We start from the raw sequence: 19,820 nt of genomic DNA, 5'->3' as shown, positions 1-19,820 counted from the left end.
TCAAACAGCAAGTTTGAAAGCCAAAGTTATCAAATCAATGACAGTTGTATGATGGTTTGATGAAAATATAAAGAATTCTACAGTTGAGAGCTGACGATAAAAAACGCCAGCTTAGATAAAGGACTAAACTGGCGTTTTTTTATTCGGTATTATGAAGACTTATGCTTCCAATACGGCCAATTGATCTCTGGTGTAAATTGATAGTTTTCATCTTGCCAATAAGACTGTCGTGGTGATGATTTATCTTTAAGTCCCATAATATGCATGAGGTTATTATCAAGTTCGGCAGTATTTAAGGTTTTGTCTTTATCCACCCCTGTACTTTGTAATTTATCAGACCACATAATCACAGGCACTTGATAACCCGCCTTGGTATTTGGGCTATGTCCCGCATAATCAATTTCATGTCCAACTTCATTGCCGTGATCAGATACAACAGTGAACGATCTAAAGTCTGGCACTGCATCTGCTCTCAAATCATCTAGAAACTTCGCTAGTAAAGAGTCTTCGTATAACACTGCATTATCGTAATCATTACGCAGCGAGCGAATCCATGGATCAATATCTCGATTTTTAAGCTCCATTTCAACTTGATCATTGCTGGTGCTGGTAAATTTATTGAACGTGGCTGGATAACGTTCTTTATAATTTGGATGGGCACCAATCAGATGAAGAATAATCAACTTTTTCGGTTCTGGGTCTGCCAGAGCTTGCTGATAATCTGGGATTAAGCTTTCATCCAAAGAGGTGCTACTGCGTCCAGAACGGTTATTTTTATACACGGCTTTATCAGCATAAGAGCCAAACAGAGACGATAAATAGGTATCATCTTGATTGCTGATCCAATAAATCTTATAGCCAGCGGCGCGAGCATAGGCCAGTACACTTTCCGATGAGTATTTGTCATGTTCTGCGGCAGGACTTTCGGTCAATAAAACACGCAGCGCATTGATGGTAGACGGGGCTGGAGAAAAGGCATTACAGAACACTTTAATCTCAGCAAGCCGCTTTGCTAGTTCAGGCGTGGTATCCCGCGGATAATCACAGACACCTAAGTTTAGACTGGTAAGACTTTCTGACAGGACCAAGACATGGGTTTGTTTGCCTTTGGCTTGGTCAGTCAAGACTAAATTACTTTTTGCACTCATGTCCCATTGATGATGCACATCTTTATGCTGCTTAATTCTATCTTTAAAATCCTGAATTTTAGTTTGGAACTCAGACCAAAATATAACAGGATGCACCTTGCGAGAAGGTTTCATTAAATAGCTGGTGACGGTGAGTAGAATCAGTAGAATAATGCAACTGCGATAAACACGGCTCTGCCAAAGGCGACTAAAATGAATCGGTTTAACCAGTTTGAATACAGCAAAGCTATACAGCGTGAGCACGCTCAGTAAACCAAACACTACAGCAGCAATGGTGACGAGATGAAGCTGGATAAATCCCCAAGTTTCGTGTTGGTTGGTATTGGCAATTGCTTCGATAATAAAATAGGCTTCATTATCGCTATTGAATAAAAACCATGTACTGGAACGAAGAAGGGCATCGAGCCATGCGATGAACCACCAAGCAATGGTCAGGACATACCAATATATTTTTTGTCGCGTAATCGCGAGATAGATAAAAATAATGCCAGGTAAAGATAAAAAGCCAAGCCTTAAACCATCAGACAAATTACCTACGCTGATCAGCAAGCCTCCAGTAATGAACGCTGGAAGCAGGATGAGCAGCAAGATATTAAAGTTTTTTAAGCTGGCCTTCATATATGCCTAATAAAATGGGGGAGAGTAACAGAGCGTGCTAATATCGTTTTAAGTCGGGGACGTGTCAATTCCAAATTAAGAAGTATTTGATTGCACAGCAAATAAAATTGATTAAACAGCTTAACTGTTTACTCGGTAACAAGGGGTAATTCTTGGTTTATGGAAGCGTCGCAAAATCCATTATTTCTCCTCAATTCTTGCTTTTTGAAATGATATGTTAATAGGGATGGTGTTTGCGCTAAAGCTCGGTAATGATCATAGATTGAAAGCACCAAAATTTATCTATCTTTTTGAAAAATTGACTGTTTCACGAATGGAATGAACAGCCATGTTATCTAAGTTTTTTATTCATCGTCCCATTTTTGCTGGTGTACTGGCAATCATTGTCATGGCTGTTGGCCTCTTCTCCATTTTAAATTTACCGGTAGAGCGTTATCCCGATATTGCACCACCGCGCATTACGGTGGCAGCAAATTATAGTGGTGCAGACGCCCAAGCGGTTGAAGATAGCGTTACCCAAGTTTTAGAACAACAGATTAAAGGCATTGACCACCTGCTGTATTTCAGCTCTAGCAGTGATGCCAGCGGCAATAGCCGAATTAGTTTGTTCTTTGACCAAGGGACGGATCCTGATCAAGCACAGGTTCAGGTACAAAATGCCGTAAATGGTGCAATCAATCGTCTCCCAGAAGATGTACAGCGCCAAGGTGTCAATGTCCGTAAGTCTTTGAGCGATTCCTTTATGGTGATCGGTCTTGGAGATAAATCAGGACGTTCAAGCAATCTCGATATTTCAGACTATCTAACCAATAATTTTGAATTGAACCTGAGCCGAATTGAAGGTGTCGGTGAGGTCAGTGTATTCGGATCACAATATGCCATGCGGATATGGTTAGATCCTCAACGTTTGGAACGTTATCATTTACAGGTCAGTGATGTACGTTCCGCGATTGAAAATCAAAATACCCAAGTTGCAGCGGGTGCAATTGGTGACTTACCCGCAGCTGATAACCAATATTTAAATGCCAAGGTCACTTCAGGTTCACTTTTGCGTACGCCTGAACAGTTTGAAAATATTATTGTCAAAGCCAACAATGATGGCAGCTTCATTTATTTAAAAGATGTGGCGCGGGTTGAGGTGGGTGCGGAAAACTACCAAGTGTTTAACCGTCTGAATGGTTATCCAGCTTCGGGGCTTTCATTGTCATTAACTGTCGGTGCCAATGTCATGCAGGTGGCCGACGCCGTTTATAAAGAAGTTGCACGTTTAGAAAAAAACTTACCAGATGGTTATTTTGTAGTTTATCCACGCGATGATACGCCGTTTGTAAAAGAGTCGATGTCACAAGTGGTCTCAACGCTGATTGAAGCGATTGGACTGGTCGTACTGGTGATGTTTATCTTCCTGCAAAACTGGCGTGCGACGCTCATTCCTGCGGTCACGGTTCCTGTGGTGATTTTAGGGACTTTCGCTGTTTTAGCTGTTCTTGGAATGAGCATTAACACACTGACCTTATTCGCGATGGTATTGGCGATTGGTCTGCTGGTTGATGATGCGATTGTCGTGGTTGAAAACGTTGAACGGCTGATGCATGAGCAGCAACTCAGTGCCAAGGAAGCGTCAATCCAATCCATGCAGGAGATCAGTGGGGCTTTGGTCGGGATTACCTTGGTCTTGACCGCAGTCTTCATCCCCATGTCTTTCTTTAGTGGTGCGACAGGGATTATTTATCGACAGTTTTCGATTACGCTCGTGGTTGCAATGGGGCTGTCTTTATTGGTGGCGTTGATTTTAACACCAGCCTTATGCGCAATTTTATTGAAACCGCAGCAGAAGCAAGCACGTTGGGCTGTCTGGTTCAATCAATGTTTAGATGCCATTAAAACACGTTATTTGAATGTTTCCAAAAAAGTCATTGCAGTCAAAGCACTGTCTTTGATTGGCATTGTGGTATTGATTGCGAGTTTTATCTTGGTCTATCGTGATTTGCCGACCAGCTTCTTGCCGCAAGAAGATCAGGGCTTGTTAAACGTACAATTCCGTTTGCCTGAAGGTACCCCGATGAGCAAGACGGAGGACGTTGGCAAACAGATCTCAGATTACTTCCTTGAACGTGAAAAGGCCAATCTGAATGGCGTGATGGTCATTCATGGACGTAACTTTTCAGGAACAGGACAAAATCTTGGTCAGGCCTTTGTTTCCTTAAAACATTGGAATGATCGTAAAGGAACAGAAAACAGTGCACAAGAAATTCGTGCACGTGCAATGAAGTATTTTTCAAAAAATAATCAGGCGCGCATTATGGTGTTGATGCCTTCGGTGATTCGTGGCTTAGGTAACTCCGATAAAATGGAGTTTTGGCTGCAAGATACCCAAGGCTTGGGCAGACAAAGCTTGGTGAATTCTTTCCAACAATTGCAACAACAAGGCAATGCACTTGATTCTGTCGAAAATGTCGATAAAAAAAGCAATGATGATCAAGCGGTATTAAATATCAAAATTGATCATAAGGCCGCCATGATCCACGGGCTGAATGTGAGTGAAATTAATCGCACTTTATCGACAGCGTGGAGCGGCAGTTATATCAATGACTTTATTGACCGTGGGCGAATTAAGCGAGTGTATTTACAGGGCGATGCGCCGTATCGTTCCAAACCTGAAGATTTAAATTACTGGTATGTAAAAAATGCCAATGGACAAATGGTGCCATTTTCTCAATTTAGCCAGATTGCTTGGCAAGGTGCACCACCTATGCTCGAGCGCTTTATGGGCTATCCTTCCATGAGTATGGAGGCGGATGCATCGAAAGGCTTTAGTAGTGGACAAGGTATGCAAGCAATTGCTGGTTTGGTTGATCAAATGCCAAATGTGGGTCTTGCGTGGAGTGGTTTGTCCTATCAAGAACAGCAATCCAGTAATCAGGCGATTTGGCTCTATCTGATTTCTGTCGCCTTTATTTTCCTCTGTCTTGCGGCACTCTATGAAAGCTGGTCAATTCCAACCGTGGTGATGGCTGCCATTCCACTCGGCATTGGTGGAACCATCTTATTTAGTTATTGGTTTGGTTTCGCCAATGATATTTATTTCCAGATTGCACTGCTGACCACCATTGGTCTGTCCTGTAAGAATGCCATTTTGATGGTCGAGTTCGCCGCAAGTTTGCAGCAACAAGGCCGTAATGCACTGGATGCTGCTTTAGAGGCGGCGGGACTTCGTCTCAGACCGATTTTGATGACCTCAATCGCATTTGGTGCGGGCGTGATTCCGCTGATGTTCTCGAGTGGTGCAGGGGCTTTAAGCCGACAGGCGATTGGTTATAGCGTATTTGGTGGTGTAGTTTTTGGCACGATTCTGGTCCTGATTTTTATTCCATTTATGTATGTACTGGTCAGAACCTTGTCTAAGTCGAAAGACAATCCAGTTGAAGTGCTAAAATAAGCTTTGGATAAACAACTGAAATGAACAATTCGTTGAACAGAATAGGACTCGAATTGTTCATTTTTGTTGTCTAAGTTGAGAATATACAAAAATATTTGTAGTATTGCCGTGCCGTATAAGCGGCTTAATGAGGATTGATTCCCCAAATGGACACGCAGAGTTGTAGTTTATTCCAAATTACACATTTTTATATTCATCAAAATCTGAATGAAGTTTTCTATTCGATCGTAAAATAATACGCTGCGTTTAGTCCTTCATTGCAGATACTTTGTAGTGAAGAGGCGAACATGAGCTACAACAACTTTTTATATTTATTAAGCGACGCACTTAAAAATAATCATATTGAACTTGCACTTGCATCAGTTGAAACATTTCAAGCAGTCGATATTGCGGATGTATTGACACAGCTCTCACCTGAACAAAGTCAATTGCTACTCACGCATTTACCTGATCGTGCCTATGTATTTTCATATCTTCCACCCAACGAACAGGTCAAACTGGCCCAAGCTATGCCCAGAAATATATTGGCAGAGATTATTGGCGAAATGTCATCGGACAAACGTGCTGACGTCTTTAAATGTTTGGATGAAGAACAACAGAATGCATTATTACCAGCCCTTGCACAGGCTGAGAGAGAAGATATTCGTCAACTGTCATCCTATTTAGAGGGAACAGCAGGCGCGATCATGAGTTCCGAATATGCGACTTTAAAACCCAATATGATGGTCATGGATGCAATCAGAATGTTGCGCCTTGAAGCGCCTGATACTGAAATGATTTACTTTGCTTATGTTCTAGATGAAGCTCGCAAAATTCTTGGGGTTTTGTCTTTAAAGCAGCTGATACTTGCACCTGAAGATCAGAATATCAATGAACTCATGGAAACTAATGTCTTAACCGCGTTTGTGGATACAGACCAGGATGAAGTGGCAAAAACCATTGCACGCTATGATTTATTAGCGCTGCCAATTATCGATCATCAAAACATGATGGTGGGGATTGTGACCTATGATGATGCGATGGATGTTGCCAGCGAAGAAGCCACGGAAGACTTTTTAAAAGTTGGTGCGGTCAATGCCTCATCTAAACTGAGTATTAAGTCAGCTCCTATTTTGCAACTGTATCAGAAACGGGTTTTCTGGCTGGTGTTTTTGGTGTTTGGCAGCTTGTTGTCAGGAATCGGGATTGCTCACTATGAAGATGTGATTGCCAAAAATCTTGTCTTGGTTTTCTTTTTGCCGTTATTGGTGGGAAGTGGCGGCAATGCCGGTTCTCAGTCTTCAACACTGATGGTTCGTGCCTTAGCTACGGGTGATGTGCAATTTAAAGACTGGTTTTATTTACTCGGGCGTGAAAGCTTAGTTGCTTTGTGTCTTGGTGGAACTATGGCGGTTGCAGTGTCATTACTGGGGTATTTCCGTGGTGATGAAATGGTGGCTTTGGTTCTGGCACTGAGTATGATGGGGATTGTGTTGATGGGCTGTTTGATTGGGATGAGCTTGCCTTTCATTTTAAACAAAGCTGGGCTTGATCCTGCCAGTGCTTCTGCACCTTTGGTGACCTCGATTTGCGATGCCACTGGGGTATTGGTGTATCTATTTATCGCTTCGATGATTTTATTCTGATTGGTAATAATAATTGTACCGACAAACAGGAAAATCTGCTTTATTCTCAAGCATAAACATGGTTTTTAGGTTGAGTGAATGACTGCTCCAACAGAACAAAAAAAATTAACCCAGCAGCAAGCGATTGCTGTCGAACGTGATTTAGCAAAATTTGCCAATACCATGGACAGCTTGGTTCGGATTCCCTTTACCAAGCAGGGGGTCGGGGCTGATGCTGCACTGAGTACCATTCCATTTGCAGGTGATATTGCAGGTTTTATTTTGACGCTGTATGCCTTTAAAAAGGCAAGAGAAGTCGGTGTACCACAGCACAAGCTCAAGGGCGTGGTCAAACTGGCGATTATGGACATGTTGGTGGGTTTTGTGCCGATAGTCGGCACATTATTTGACGTATTTATCCGTCCGAGCCGCAAGACGCTTGAAATTGTGCACGCGCATATCCGTGATGAATATCAGGTACACAGTGATATCCATGTGGTACATCCATTCCTACATGAGTCGCTTGAGCAGAAGCAAAAAACTTCAGCATTTTGGCGTAATCCAGTGGTGAGTTGGATTTGGTTACGTATCCCAGATTTACTGGGAATTGCGGTACTGATTTTATTGGTAGTGGCAGTTTGGGCTGGTTTCAGTTATCTGTGGCAATTTTATCAATCTTTCCAAGCACACTAAATGATTGTCTTGCAAAAGATAAAGCCTCCGTGATGGAGGCTTTATTGTTTATCTGATAGTGATTATTGAACATTTAATTGCTGTAATGCAGCAACACGTTGTTCAATGGTTGGGTGAGTTTGGAATAAAGCAGCTAAGCTAAAGCCTTGTTCCTTACCTTCCGCAATCGCAAATGCTTTCATTTCTTTCGGCATTTGATCTGGCATTTCTGATTCTGCTTGTAAGCGAAGCAAAGCAGAGATCATCGCTTGTTTACCTGCTAAACGTGCGCCGGCTTCGTCTGCGCGATATTCACGTTGACGAGAGAACCACATTACGATGGCAGAGGCCATAATACCGAATACGATGTCGAGTACGATCGTAATGGCAAAATAAGCAAGACCAGGTGCTTCACCTTCTTCACGACCAAACACATTACGGTCGATGAAGTCACCGGCAATACGTGCAAAGAACATGACAAAGGCATTCACGACACCTTGAATCAGCGCAAGGGTAACCATGTCACCATTTGCTACGTGACCGATTTCGTGCGCGAGTACTGCACGAAGTTCATCTTTGTTCATACGCTCTAATAGACCTGTTGAAACAGCTACTAACGCGTCATTTTTATTCCAACCTGTCGCAAATGCATTGGATTGGTAAGAAGGGAAAATACCCACTTCAGGCATGTTAATACCTGCACGTTGAGATAATTGCGCTACTTCTTGTAATAACCAAGCTTCTGCTTGACTACGGGGTGCATTTGGGTCAATTAATTCAGTCCCAGTGGTTTTTTTAGCCATCCACTTCGACATGAATAGGGAAATAATAGAACCCACCATACCAAAGACAAAACAGACGACTAAAAGGTTGCCTAGATTCAAGCCCCCTGCGCCATGGTAACTACCGACACCGAAGAGTGACAAGATAATGCCAGCTACAACCAGTACCGCGAGGTTGGTTAGCAAGAACAAACCAATCCGCATCATTGAGAAAACCCTCTTATAGAGAAAAAGTGATCTGATTTATAAATTATAAATCATAACGCTAATATGCAGGGCGAATTGTAAAAATTCAAGCAAAAAATAGGCGTAGATACATTTAGCCTATAAAACGATGAACTGGCTGATAAACAGTGACTTAAAACAATTTCTGTGTGAAAACAATTCGATAAAATCACGCTGTGAGAATCGTATTCTTGAATTGTTAATCACTGAGGCGGATTCGCGCAGATGCGATGGCATTGGTGGTGGTATAGGTACCTGTAGGGGCGTCGGTAAAGGTGCCATCTGCAAGGGTAATAATTTGACGGTTATATGGTTTAGGAGTAGGTGTAACTTCTGCAGCTTCAGCCGATGGCGTGGTGTAATTGCTCGATTGAGCAATCACTTGGGTATTTGAGCTAGATGATGAGCCGATGCTCGATGCATATAGATTTTGATAGCGACTGGTGACACGACGGACATAATCTTGGGTTTCACGGAAAGGGGGAATGCCACCATACTTGTCAACATTACCTTCACCTGCATTATAGGCAGCGATCGCGAGTTGGGTATTGCCGTTAAAGCGTTTCAGTAGCCAACTTAAATATTTTGCGCCACCAAAAATGTTCTGCTGCGGGTCATAGGCATTATTGACATTGAAGCGGCGTGCTGTTGCTGGCATCAGTTGCATTAAACCTTGAGCACCGACAGGAGAGCGGGCATTGATATTAAAGCCTGATTCAGTATGCATGACTGCTTTAATGAGCCCTTCAGAGATGCCGTGTTGCTGTGCCGCTTGGCGAATCAATGAGTCGAATGCATTTTTATTACGGCTATAGCTTGGAAGCACTGAAGCTTCACTTGCACCCCAGTTACTATAACTATGAATATTACTGTCTGGATAATAGGTCGCTTTAACCACTTTTAAATGGCTATATTCTGCTTTCTTTTTATTGGTCAGCAGCGTTGTACCATTACTGTCTTTAAATTGATAAATCGTCTGACCAGCATAGCTTGTGGATACACCATTAAAAAAACCGATTGTCCCCAAGCAAAGGGTAAAAAAATATGTTGTTTTGTTCATCGTTATAATATTCACGAAAGGATGAGCATAAGTTCTTCACAGCAGTGTAACAAAAAAAAGTAAAAAAAGAACTTTCGCTACAATTTTTTTATTTTCGGCTGTCAGACAAAAATCAAGTCATTTTGTTCGAATGTTCAGCAAAAAAAATTAAAAAAAATTTTTTAAAAACTAAGTCTTGACTTATGTAAGTCATTGATTTTATTTTTATAAAACCATTGGTTAAAAAATGATCAATCTAATCGGAAGCCTTATTTTAAGACAAAAAGAGTTTGTCAATAGCGAAGAAATCCACAAATTTATCCACAGCTTTTGTGGACAACTGTGGAAAAGTTTGAAATATAAGCAATCCAGCCGAATCTGAATTATTTTGGTCAGAATTTTACCAGTATGAAACTCAAATATGACGATTGGAAGAAATTGAAAAATTCTTTAGATGCGCATCTTTTCGGAATGAGATAAAATCTTGCGGTATTTTTGTTTATGAGTAAATCACGTCTATGTACGCGCCAGTGGAATCCAACCAAGGATTTAATTTCAAGCCAGAACTTCCGACAAGTTCAGCGTATTATCGCCTGTTGAAAAAGCTTCGTCGTCAGGTTGGGCATGCAATTCGTGATTACAACATGATCGAAGAGGGTGATAAGGTCATGGTTTGCGTGTCTGGTGGTAAAGACAGCTATACCTTATTGGATATCTTGTTACAGTTTAAACGCATTGCACCGATCAATTTTGATGTTGTGGCTGTGAATCTGGATCAAAAGCAACCTGGCTTTCCAGAAGATATCTTGCCGCGCTATATGGAAGAAAACAACATTCCATATTACATCCTTGAAAAAGATACTTATACCATTACCAAGCGTTTAACGCCTGAAGGGAAGACTTACTGTGCAGTATGCTCACGTTTACGTCGTGGTTCGCTGTATGGTTTTGCGCAAGAAATTGGTGCAACCAAGGTTGCATTGGGCCATCACCGTGATGACATTATGGCGACTTTCTTCTTGAACTTGTTCCATGGTGGTAGTTTGAAAGCGATGCCGCCAAAATTACTTTCATCGGATAAAAAGAATATCTTGATTCGTCCTTTGGCTTATGTCGAAGAGAAAGACATTATCAAATATGCGGATTTACGTCAGTTCCCGATCATCCCGTGTAATTTATGTGGTTCACAAGAAAATTTACAACGTGCCATTATCAATGACATGTTACGTGAGTGGGACAAGCAGCATCCAAAACGTTTACACAGTATTTTTGGTGCTTTACAAAATGTCTCGCCATCGCAATTGGCGGATCGTGAGCTATTCGATTTTGAAGCGTTGGATGCTCAGCGTGAGTTTGATATGAAAGATCCTGAAGAACTGAAAAATCGTTTAGATGTGGTCAATCTGAGTTTTGCTGCTGAGTAAAGTGTAAAAGTTTTTGAAAAGGTACTTGTTAAGTACCTTTTTTTTATAAAAATTTTAAAAATTGAATCACGCGTACAAAAAATCATAGCCTAAAATAAAAATTACATGCTATAACAGGGCACGAGCAAATTGCTTCATGAGATGTCGTCTGGATAGATGGCACAAGAAATTGAACAAATACATTTGAGGAATAATCATGGCTGCATTTTTAACTGATGATTGGTTTGCAACTGTTGAAAAACTTACTGCTGAAGCAGGTGATTTAAACTTGCCACCAGCACTTGCGAATTTAGCGATTAACTTGGTTGTAACAGATGCAGCTGGTAATACAGAGTTGGCTTTAGATGCAGGTAAAATCCAAAAGGGTTTATCTTCAAATGCTAAAACAACTTTGAACATGGATGCTGAAACTTTACGTAAAGTATTCTTGGAATTTGATATGGCTGCTGCAATGCAAGCATTCATGACGGGTAAAATCAAAGTACAAGGTGATATGTCTCAGCTTATGGCTTTACAAACAGCGAAGCCAAGCCAAGAACAAAAAGATTTATTCAAGAAAGTACTTGAGCTGACTGCTTAATTCTTTCCGAATAAAAAAAGCTTACCCTGAGGTAAGCTTTTTTTATATCTATTCAGTTAGACATCAATACGGCTATTGGTTTTAAGATGCTCTAAATAGGTACGAATACGCGTCACATATTGTACGGCTTGTTTATATCGACCATTTCTTGCTTGGTTACGCTGTAAATAGTCATATAAATTGACCCATTGATTCGGATCTTTGCCTTGAGCACGGATACGTTTCTGAATCTGGCTGACTGCACCTGGACCCATATTGTAGGCCACTAAGGCATACCAGTTACGATCTGGATAAGGCACGTTGCCAAATTGATCTAACATCAGGTCAAAGTACTTTGCACCACCTTGGATGCTTTGCAGTGGATCTGAACGATTGCTTACGCCCATTGCCTTGGCTGTACTGTTGGTCAACATCATTAAACCACGGACACCAGTGGGAGAAACTGAGCTCGGTTTAAGATATGACTCTTGATAGCCAATCGCTGCGAGTAAGTGCCAATCTAAATTGTATTTAGATGCACTTTGTTTAAAGCTCGCTTTATAAATAGGTAAACGCTGATTCAAATCTTTTTGAATGGTGGACCAAGATTCAGGCTTAACTACATTACGATTATAAAATGAAGCTAACTGCTGTGTGGTCCCAGCTTGCTTACTCTGGCAAATAAAACCACTCGCGGTCAACGTAAGTGGATCATCTGCCTGTTTGAATACCCAGTTTAACTGAGGATTTAAACCATTTTTACTTAAACTTGTTTGATCGCCACAGCTTGCCGAAAAAGAAACCAGTTGTTTGCTTTCGATTGCTGCCAAATTGGCTGTGGTCATGGCAATGTTGGCTTTGCCTTGAGCGACCCATTTCAATGCCGTGGCATTGTCTGGAACGGTTTTAAAATCAAGTTTTACATTTAAGCTTTGTGCATAATTGCGTGCTAAATCATAGCCAAAACCATGTAAAAACTGACCGTCTTTAAAGACTGTGGTAGGACTTTCAACTGCAACGATAGTTAACACATTGGTGTTCACGACCGTATTGTACTGATGTGATTTTTCAGCATTCAGGCTATTAAAAGGAAGGATTACTACTCCTAACGCTAAAGCCTGAAAAGGAAGTTTGGAAGATAAAGAGTTAAGGCTAGGCCTCGACCCTGAACTTGAATTACTGTGCATGTTGTCTCCGCTACAGATAATTTATGCCCAAAAAGTTCAGCAAAACACTGCCTTAACTTTTAAAAGTTGATAAATTCAATAAGGGGTGGGCAATTCATGAACGTCATTCAAAATGACATTGAGTTAAAAGAAATGCTGTAAATGTTTCACAACGTTTACAAAGTGTATAAAAATTGAACAAAAATAAACTTAGGGGCGCATATTAAGCGCCAAAACAGAGAATGTCAAATTTTGCACAATAAAAAATTGAGAATTACATCACAAACGCATGATTTGAAAAAGAATAAAATTTATACACTTTAGTCGTGGGGAAATAAGGAATACAATGCAAAAACATGTAAATGGAATGTTGTATTAACGTATTTGGGCTTATGAAATCGAATTTAATCACACGTACTGGACATGACCTTTTGGTCGCTGAACTAAAAAAGCTTTGGCACGATGAACGCCCAGAAATAACCAAGAAAGTAAATTGGGCTGCAAGTTTGGGTGATCGCTCAGAAAATGCTGATTATCAATACAATAAACAAATACTTAGAAAGATAGATCGTCGGGTACGCTATCTAGGGAAGCGCCTAGAAGAGTTAAAGATTGTTGATTATGTCCCTGAGCAAGAAGGGAAAGTCTATTTTGGGGCTTGGGTTGAAATTGAAAATGATGCAGGCGAGAAAAAAAGTTTACGTATAGTGGGAGTGGATGAAATTTATGATCATCACCCTCAACATATCTCCATTGAGTCACCCATGGCCCATGCACTCCTGAGTAAACAGGTCGATGACGAAGTTGAAGTGCAGACACCATTGGGAAAAAAGTTGTGGTATATCAACTCAATTCGCTATGAAAAACCTGAAAATGCTTAAAATTACAGAGTGTTGTTTTTATTTTGAGCATTTGATGCATTATTTTAAATAAAAGATTTGCCAAGTCGAACTTTTATTTATATGATAGCCGCCATTGGAAGCGTGGCAGAGCGGTTTAATGCACCGGTCTTGAAAACCGACGAGGGTGTGAGTCCTCCGTGAGTTCGAATCTCACCGCTTCCGCCAAATACGAAAAAGCCCTTATTTACATAAGGGCTTTTTTATTTCTTTATCTTTTAGATAACCAACTTGGTGGCAATTGCCCACATCATGATTCCAACCAGAACATCCAAAACTCTCCAAGAGCTGGCTTTTTTAAACAAAGGCAATAAAATTCTTGCGCCATAGCCTAAAGCGAAAAAGAACAGCCAAGATGCAAGGATGGTTCCAGCAGCGAATAAATAAAGGTCATCTGCAAATTGAACTGAAATCGAACCAACAAGAATAACAGTGTCTAAATAGACATGTGGATTCAGCCAAGTAAAGGCGAGACACATGCCAATAATTTTAAGTAAGGAATCTTTTTCAATTTCACTAGGATTGAGTGCGGAGCTATTGTTTATGGCTGAGTAAAAGTTTCGAAGCCCATAAAAAAATAAAAATGCCGCACCAAAATATTTAGCAATGGTCACGATCAAAGGAAAGTCGACCACGATTTTTGAAAAGCCAGTGACGCCAAGATAAATCAGAATAGAATCTGAAAGCGCACAGATCAAACAGACCCAAAAAACATGTTGCTGCTTTAACCCTTGTTTCAGGACAAAAGCATTCTGTGCACCAACGGCTAAAATTAAAGAAAAGCCGATACCCAGTCCATAGAAAAATGCAGTCATGTTTGAGTTCCTCAATCGTATAGGATGGTCTGTGTTGGCTTTGAATGGAAAAAGAATTTACAGCTGACTTTAGACAAAGGCTGTCTGTCTAACACTTGAATGAAGTGTTAGATGCTTTTTCCACTAGAAATTTACTGTTTGCTATTATCTTTCTTTATTTATAAAAGTCAGTAAAATTAAGATTGTTTTGGTTTGGCTAAATTTTTTTAAGTTTTTAAGAAGGAGAATAAGTAATGTGAAGTATTCTTTGCTGTGTTGAATCAGTGTTTAGAGGTCAGTTTCTGTAAGAAAGCTGCTTAAAATATTGTTGTCCGAATTACCCCCCCTTATTTTTAAATTATTGCCCTTATTTTTAGCATCGTTTTAGATAAAAATTAAAAACAATCGACACAGGAAGTGTTCGAGGCAATATCCAAGCAAATATTTGAAAAATAACGAAGCGAGTCAGGCATGGATCCAAATCCTAATATTCAAACTATAAACAATCTAATGCTCAGTAAAATACGGAAAGTGATTGCGCTTGGTTTTGCGACACAAGGTCTTGCCTATGCGACCGTGATGACCGCACTCCCGACGATAAAAGGTCGATTTAGACTTTCTGATGATCGATTATCGCTGATTATTCTTGGTGTATGTATTGCAGCGGCGCTCGGTTCAATTTTAGCTGATCGTATAGCGGTTAAACTTGGATCACGACTTGCTGTTGTGACGGGTTTTATTTTTGAAGCCATCGGAATAGCAATTGCTGCATTTAGTCCAAATGTGATTCTGATGATTGCTAGTTTTTTGCTTTATGGACTTGGGCTAGGTTGCTTAGATGCAGCATTGAATATGCAAGCGGTTGTGATGGAACAAAGGCTTGGTAAAAGTGTCTTTGGTGGTTTCTTTGCTTGTTACACTGCAGCTGCATTTTTAGGGGCACTCATTATGTCTGCGACTGTTTCAACTACGTTTGGAGCAACGACAGCATTATGTATTGCGGTGGTGATTGCATTCATCACCTCGCAACTCTCTAGAAACTGGTTATTTCAGCAAAAACAATGCGCGCATACACATCCGCAAACAAAACCAGCGATTCCATATCGACAGCTTCTGATTTTTGGGCTGATTATTCTGATTGTGTTTACGGTCGATTCCGCAATCAGTACATGGAGTTCCATTTATCTCAAAGATGTTTTAGCAAGTTCTGCAACTGTTGCTCCTTTAGGCTATGCAGCCTATCAAATTGGAATTTTACTGACACGGTTAAGCCTTGATTATTTGCTGCAATTTAAAACAGCGACATGGATTGCTTTGGTCACTCTCCTGATTGGAGCATTCGGGTGTGTATTATCTGGGATAAGTCATTCATTAATGACAGTTATTTGGGGTTTTGCATTGGCGGGTGTCGCTGTAGGAGCCTTGGTTCCACTTACATATTCTGCTGTCGGTCGTTTAGATGAAAGTCGACGAGATGAAATTATTGCTCGTGTTAATATTTTTAATTATGGCGGTGCAGTCGCAGGTGCTGTCATCGTTGGGTTGTTAGCAACGCCTTTTGGATATGCTCCGTCCTTTGTCGGTTTGGCACTTGCCTTACTCAGTATTATTTATCTGAGAAAAAGGCTGGTTTAATCGGCATCAATCAGGACAAAGGCATTTTGCGATGGTCACGATCTGGGGGAAACAACAACGACCTTGGAAAAATTAGTGACGCCAAGATCAATCAGAATCCTAGCTGAAAATACGCAGATCTATTGCTTAAAAGAATGAGAGGTTTCTTCAGATAGAAAACTTACTGGTTGCTATTATCTTTCTTTATCCATAAAAGTCAGTAAAATTGAGATTATTTAGATTTTGCTAAATTTTTTTAAGGTTTATATGCTGGATAATAAACAATGTGAAGCATTCTTTGCTGTCGCTGAAAATGGAAGCTTTGAACAAGCGGGTACCCAGCTATGTATCACTGCATCCGCTGTGACGTTGAGGGTACAAGCATTTGAAAAAGAATTAGGGCAACTGCTGCTGATTCGGGGTCGTCCCTGTGTGTTAACACAAGCAGGTCAGCAGATCTTCGAACATATACAGCATATTCGACGTTTAGAACAAAACTTGCTGCATGGTTTGACGGGTGGAGGGGAGTCACACTTTTTTAAGACCGTCATTGGTTCAAACGAAGATTCTCTAGCGACATGGCTACTTCCTGCCTTAAAGGAGGTGTTGCTGAAAGAGAAGATTGTGATTGAGTTGAGAACCGATGATCAGTCTCATACCTATTCATTATTAGAAAAGGGGACAGTGAGTGCCTGTATTTCGATTGAAGATCAACCTATGCGTGGTTGCAATGCAGAATATTTAGGCATGATGCGTTATCAAATGATGGCAACGGATGCGTTTAGAAAAAAATGGTTTGCAGAGGGTGTGCATCGAGAAAGCTTACGTGCTGCGCCAGCCATTATCTTTAATGAGAAAGACCGGATGCATTTTGATATTCTTGAAAAAAACTATGGATTGATGAAAGGCACATATCCTTGCCACTTAATTCCATCGTCGGAGTCTTTTGTCACCGCAATTAAGTTGGGACTTGGCTACGGTATGGTGCCTGAACTGCAGCTGAATACTGAAAATCAGGCAGAAGTATTAGTTGAATTATTAGCTGATATTCGAATTGATATTCCACTATATTGGCATCATTGGAATCAACAATCAAAGCCATTACAGCTTTTGACTGAGCATATTGTAAATCAAGCTCGGTTAATCTTGGCTTAAGATAACAGAATAAAATCAAAATAATTTTATTATAGTGCGTATACATCTAATATTTTAAATGTATGTGCTAATGCAGCTTCTAAATTATTTCGTGAGAATAATGAAACCTGAAAATTATTTAGAAGCTGCGTTTAAACTAAATTAAGCCCGAATATTTTATCTTGCTTGAATGACTAGAAAATTCTAGAACTTTCAAAATATTGTTTAGAGACATTATTCAAGGCTGTTAATACACGATTGGTATCTTTCGTGCTTAATGCTTCATTGAGTTCATGCATATAAGCTACGATTTGTGCTTTTACTTTGTCTGCAAAAACTGGGGTAACCTCTTGATCTTCATAGAGTAGAACATAGTTTTTGGCAAAACCATAAATGAGAAATAAAGCGTTGGGTTCGAGAGGGTGCTCTGCGGCAACAATGGCTTGTTCGCATTGATGTTTTAATTGTTTGTAGGCATCCGTTCCATTCGGAAGAGTTTGAAACGTTTCAAATATAGATTGGAAATTCATTTGAATTACTCGCTCAAAAAGAAAATCTACAGATGATTGAATTAAAAATCAAGGAAAATTTATTATTTTTTCATGTTTTGTTTATGTCGTGATTCTTGTGAAGTTATCTCAAAAGAATTAAATATTTTCTGGATGGCGAGATTTATCCTTACGCAGAGTATGAATATAAATATATGTTCATAGATTTATTAAACTATTTTTACATTTCCGATACTAGTCATATACAGGCTGTACAAATTAAAAAATGCGCCAATATGGGAAAATGGTAACAATTATTTGATTTTGATCGTTTTAGGTGATGGTTGTGAAGAAGGTTTTATTACCCGCTATTTTGGTATTTGGTTTGGTTGGCTGTACTTCGATTACCACCATGTCTCCTGCTCAATTTAACCAATTAAACACAACACAGATTCCATTCTCAGGACTTTGGACGGGTGAGGCGGGTGCTGCCTCAGTCGCATTAAGTTTAAACCGTCAAGGCAGTGGGATGCTGTGCATGGATGACCGCAAGGAAGTCATGACGTATAAGGTTAAATTGGTTGATAACACCTTATACAGTGATAAAGGGGTTAAATTTAAAGTCAAAGAGCTGAATAACAGTAAGGCCAATATTCATATGAGCTTATTGGGTTTAGGCGTTAACATTGATCTGAATAAAGATGATTCTTTAAAGAATGTTACTGTAGGGTGTAAGCAAGTACTGAATTAAGTCGGTATTACTATTCTGAACCTTGCCTGTAATCGCAGGCATTTAAAATTTTCCGCAGATTAAAGAGACTGTTATGTTTTCTCCTTATATTCATGCGTTTGCATTATTTTTCTCATTGCTCAATCCCTTCCTGATGAGTGTTTACATGGTCGGGATGATCCGTAATACCGATGCAAAGGTATTTAGTAAAGCCTTGATACAAGGTAGTTTGATTGCCTTTGGGGTGTTTGTTCTTTTTGCCTGGGGCGGGGAAAATATTTTTAGTCGATATTTGAATGTGCGTTTCGAATCTTTTCAAATTTTTGGCGGCTTAATTTTTTTGGTGATTGGTTATCGTTATGTATTTCAAGGCGCGGAGACGATCGGGGAAATGCGCGGTGCACCTGAGCATCTGGCGGGGACCATCGCGATGCCCTTTATGATCGGCCCAGGGACGATTAGTGCTGCGGTGGTGACAGGGGTGAGTGTACCTTTTACGGGTGCAATGGCCGTAATAGCGATTACCTTGATTTTAACCTGTAGTATTTTGATCTTGATGAAATTTGGTCATGATCATCTACGCTATAAACATGCGAAGTATATCGATCGCTATTTTGATATTGTTGGTCGTTTATCTGCTTTGCTGATTGGTACGATTGCGATTGATATGATTGTAAACGGTATCATTGGGCTGATTCGTTCAGCCAATCTGAGTTGAATTGTATAAAGCCTCGATTTCACAGCTCAAGTATTTTATTCAAATATTCTCTTTCTTTGGAGAACGGACTGAATAAAAATACTTGAGATGTCATTATTTTGAATTAAACAGCAACAAGATCATAAAAAGAATTGATGATGTTTTATGGTTTTGCGCATATGTTTATGCTCATGAATAAACGATAATAATCATGTTGTATTCTCTATGAGCTCTTCCCATGTATCAATTAGATCAAGCAAACCAAGCACCTGATGATCAATCAGAGCTGACAATGACCGTTTTGATGACACCTGATATGGCCAATTTTTCAGGTAATGTTCATGGTGGAACCATTCTAAAGCTACTTGATCAAGTTGCTTATGCTTGTGCAAGCCGATACTCAGGCAGCTATGTTGTGACTTTATCTGTGGACCGTGTTAATTTCAAAGAACCCATTTATGTGGGTGAGTTGGTGACATTTTTAGCGAGCGTGAATCATGTTGGGCGGACGTCCATGGAAATTGGCATTCGTGTTGAAGCGCAAAATATTCAGAAGCGCACGATTCGCCATACCAATACCTGTTATTTCACCATGGTTGCAGTCGATGAGCAGCGTAAGCCAAAAGAAGTACCACAATTAAATTTAGATACTGAATGGAAACGTTGCCGCTTTGAAGCTGCAGAGCAGCGTAAGGCAACGCGCTTGCAAGAGGTTCATCAACCTTCATGCAGTATGTTTAAAAAAACAACGCAGTGTTAATTCTTTTATAAATTCTTTCCCCAAAAAT

Annotated in this window: 17 protein-coding genes and 1 tRNA gene; 12 read left to right on the top strand and 6 right to left on the bottom strand. The window is 40.2% G+C overall.

Going from position 1 to position 19,820, the window contains the following annotated elements; genetic code table 11:
* Positions 1-149: 149 nt before the first annotated feature.
* Complete coding sequence (locus tag MMO42_RS13780; RefSeq protein ID WP_241320933.1) at positions 150-1,766, bottom strand: phosphoethanolamine transferase; 1,617 nt, start codon at positions 1,764-1,766, stop codon at positions 150-152.
* A gap of 328 nt (positions 1,767-2,094) precedes the next feature.
* Here MMO42_RS13780 and MMO42_RS13775 point away from each other — a divergent pair, with 328 nt between their 5' ends.
* The 3 genes from MMO42_RS13775 (at position 2,095) to MMO42_RS13765 (ending at position 7,502) form a co-directional block, all read left to right on the top strand.
* Complete coding sequence (locus MMO42_RS13775) at positions 2,095-5,205, top strand: efflux RND transporter permease subunit (RefSeq protein ID WP_241320932.1); 3,111 nt, start codon at positions 2,095-2,097, stop codon at positions 5,203-5,205.
* Between the two features lie 287 nt (positions 5,206-5,492).
* A complete protein-coding gene (gene mgtE, locus MMO42_RS13770; protein ID WP_241320931.1) occupies positions 5,493-6,830 on the top strand; it encodes a magnesium transporter in 1,338 nt (445 codons plus the stop codon).
* A 78-nt stretch (positions 6,831-6,908) separates the two neighbouring features.
* Positions 6,909-7,502 (top strand): DUF4112 domain-containing protein, encoded by a 594-nt coding sequence (locus MMO42_RS13765; RefSeq protein ID WP_241320930.1) that lies wholly within the window; start codon positions 6,909-6,911, stop codon positions 7,500-7,502.
* 62 nt (positions 7,503-7,564) lie between these two features.
* Here the strand turns inward: MMO42_RS13765 and htpX are convergent, their stop codons facing one another.
* Positions 7,565-8,470 (bottom strand): protease HtpX, encoded by a 906-nt coding sequence (htpX, locus tag MMO42_RS13760; RefSeq protein WP_005184378.1) that lies wholly within the window; start codon positions 8,468-8,470, stop codon positions 7,565-7,567.
* A gap of 217 nt (positions 8,471-8,687) precedes the next feature.
* Positions 8,688-9,548, bottom strand: a complete 861-nt coding sequence (locus MMO42_RS13755) for a lytic transglycosylase domain-containing protein (RefSeq protein WP_241320929.1) — start codon at positions 9,546-9,548, stop codon at positions 8,688-8,690.
* Between the two features lie 497 nt (positions 9,549-10,045).
* On the opposite strand from MMO42_RS13755, the gene ttcA reads away from it, so the two are divergent.
* Together ttcA and MMO42_RS13745 are read left to right on the top strand one after the other, a co-directional pair.
* A complete protein-coding gene (gene ttcA / locus MMO42_RS13750) occupies positions 10,046-10,951 on the top strand; it encodes a tRNA 2-thiocytidine(32) synthetase TtcA (protein WP_005208106.1) in 906 nt (301 codons plus the stop codon).
* A gap of 196 nt (positions 10,952-11,147) precedes the next feature.
* The gene (locus MMO42_RS13745) at positions 11,148-11,531 is read left to right on the top strand and encodes an SCP2 sterol-binding domain-containing protein (RefSeq protein WP_004801562.1); all 384 of its coding nucleotides are present in this window, start codon (positions 11,148-11,150) and stop codon (positions 11,529-11,531) included.
* A gap of 56 nt (positions 11,532-11,587) precedes the next feature.
* Here the strand turns inward: MMO42_RS13745 and MMO42_RS13740 are convergent, their stop codons facing one another.
* Positions 11,588-12,697, bottom strand: coding sequence for a transglycosylase SLT domain-containing protein (locus MMO42_RS13740; RefSeq protein WP_241320928.1), 1,110 nt, complete (start codon positions 12,695-12,697; stop codon positions 11,588-11,590).
* 371 nt (positions 12,698-13,068) lie between these two features.
* Here MMO42_RS13740 and greB point away from each other — a divergent pair, with 371 nt between their 5' ends.
* Positions 13,069-13,557 (top strand): transcription elongation factor GreB, encoded by a 489-nt coding sequence (gene greB / locus MMO42_RS13735; RefSeq protein ID WP_005296174.1) that lies wholly within the window; start codon positions 13,069-13,071, stop codon positions 13,555-13,557.
* A gap of 96 nt (positions 13,558-13,653) precedes the next feature.
* Positions 13,654-13,743, top strand: a tRNA-Ser gene (locus tag MMO42_RS13730).
* 50 nt (positions 13,744-13,793) lie between these two features.
* Here the strand turns inward: MMO42_RS13730 and MMO42_RS13725 are convergent.
* Positions 13,794-14,390 (bottom strand): LysE/ArgO family amino acid transporter, encoded by a 597-nt coding sequence (locus MMO42_RS13725; protein WP_241320927.1) that lies wholly within the window; start codon positions 14,388-14,390, stop codon positions 13,794-13,796.
* 450 nt (positions 14,391-14,840) lie between these two features.
* On the opposite strand from MMO42_RS13725, the gene MMO42_RS13720 reads away from it, so the two are divergent.
* Positions 14,841-16,004: an MFS transporter gene (locus tag MMO42_RS13720; RefSeq protein WP_241320926.1), complete on the top strand. Its 1,164-nt coding sequence runs from the start codon at positions 14,841-14,843 to the stop codon at positions 16,002-16,004.
* Positions 16,005-16,250: 246 nt separating this feature from the next.
* The gene (locus tag MMO42_RS13715) at positions 16,251-17,138 is read left to right on the top strand and encodes an ArgP/LysG family DNA-binding transcriptional regulator (RefSeq protein WP_241320925.1); all 888 of its coding nucleotides are present in this window, start codon (positions 16,251-16,253) and stop codon (positions 17,136-17,138) included.
* Between the two features lie 173 nt (positions 17,139-17,311).
* Here the strand turns inward: MMO42_RS13715 and MMO42_RS13710 are convergent, their stop codons facing one another.
* Positions 17,312-17,647 carry a hypothetical protein gene (locus MMO42_RS13710; protein WP_241320924.1) on the bottom strand — a complete coding sequence of 112 codons (336 nt, stop codon included), beginning with the start codon at positions 17,645-17,647 and terminating at the stop codon, positions 17,312-17,314.
* 298 nt (positions 17,648-17,945) lie between these two features.
* Here MMO42_RS13710 and MMO42_RS13705 point away from each other — a divergent pair, with 298 nt between their 5' ends.
* The 3 genes from MMO42_RS13705 (at position 17,946) to MMO42_RS13695 (ending at position 19,792) form a co-directional block, all read left to right on the top strand.
* The gene (locus tag MMO42_RS13705) at positions 17,946-18,356 is read left to right on the top strand and encodes a J517_1871 family lipoprotein (protein WP_241320953.1); all 411 of its coding nucleotides are present in this window, start codon (positions 17,946-17,948) and stop codon (positions 18,354-18,356) included.
* A gap of 73 nt (positions 18,357-18,429) precedes the next feature.
* Positions 18,430-19,053 (top strand): MarC family protein, encoded by a 624-nt coding sequence (locus MMO42_RS13700; RefSeq protein WP_241320923.1) that lies wholly within the window; start codon positions 18,430-18,432, stop codon positions 19,051-19,053.
* 217 nt (positions 19,054-19,270) lie between these two features.
* Entirely contained in the window at positions 19,271-19,792 is a 522-nt protein-coding gene (locus MMO42_RS13695) for an acyl-CoA thioesterase (protein WP_004801507.1), read from the top strand.
* The last annotated feature ends 28 nt before the right edge of the window (positions 19,793-19,820 follow it).

The sequence above is a fragment of the Acinetobacter sp. ANC 3882 genome (assembly GCF_022549545.1).
Taxonomy (GTDB): Bacteria; Pseudomonadota; Gammaproteobacteria; order Pseudomonadales; family Moraxellaceae; genus Acinetobacter.
The sequence above is the reverse complement of the archived record's forward strand: the minus strand, read 5'-3'. Positions and strand labels throughout refer to the sequence as shown.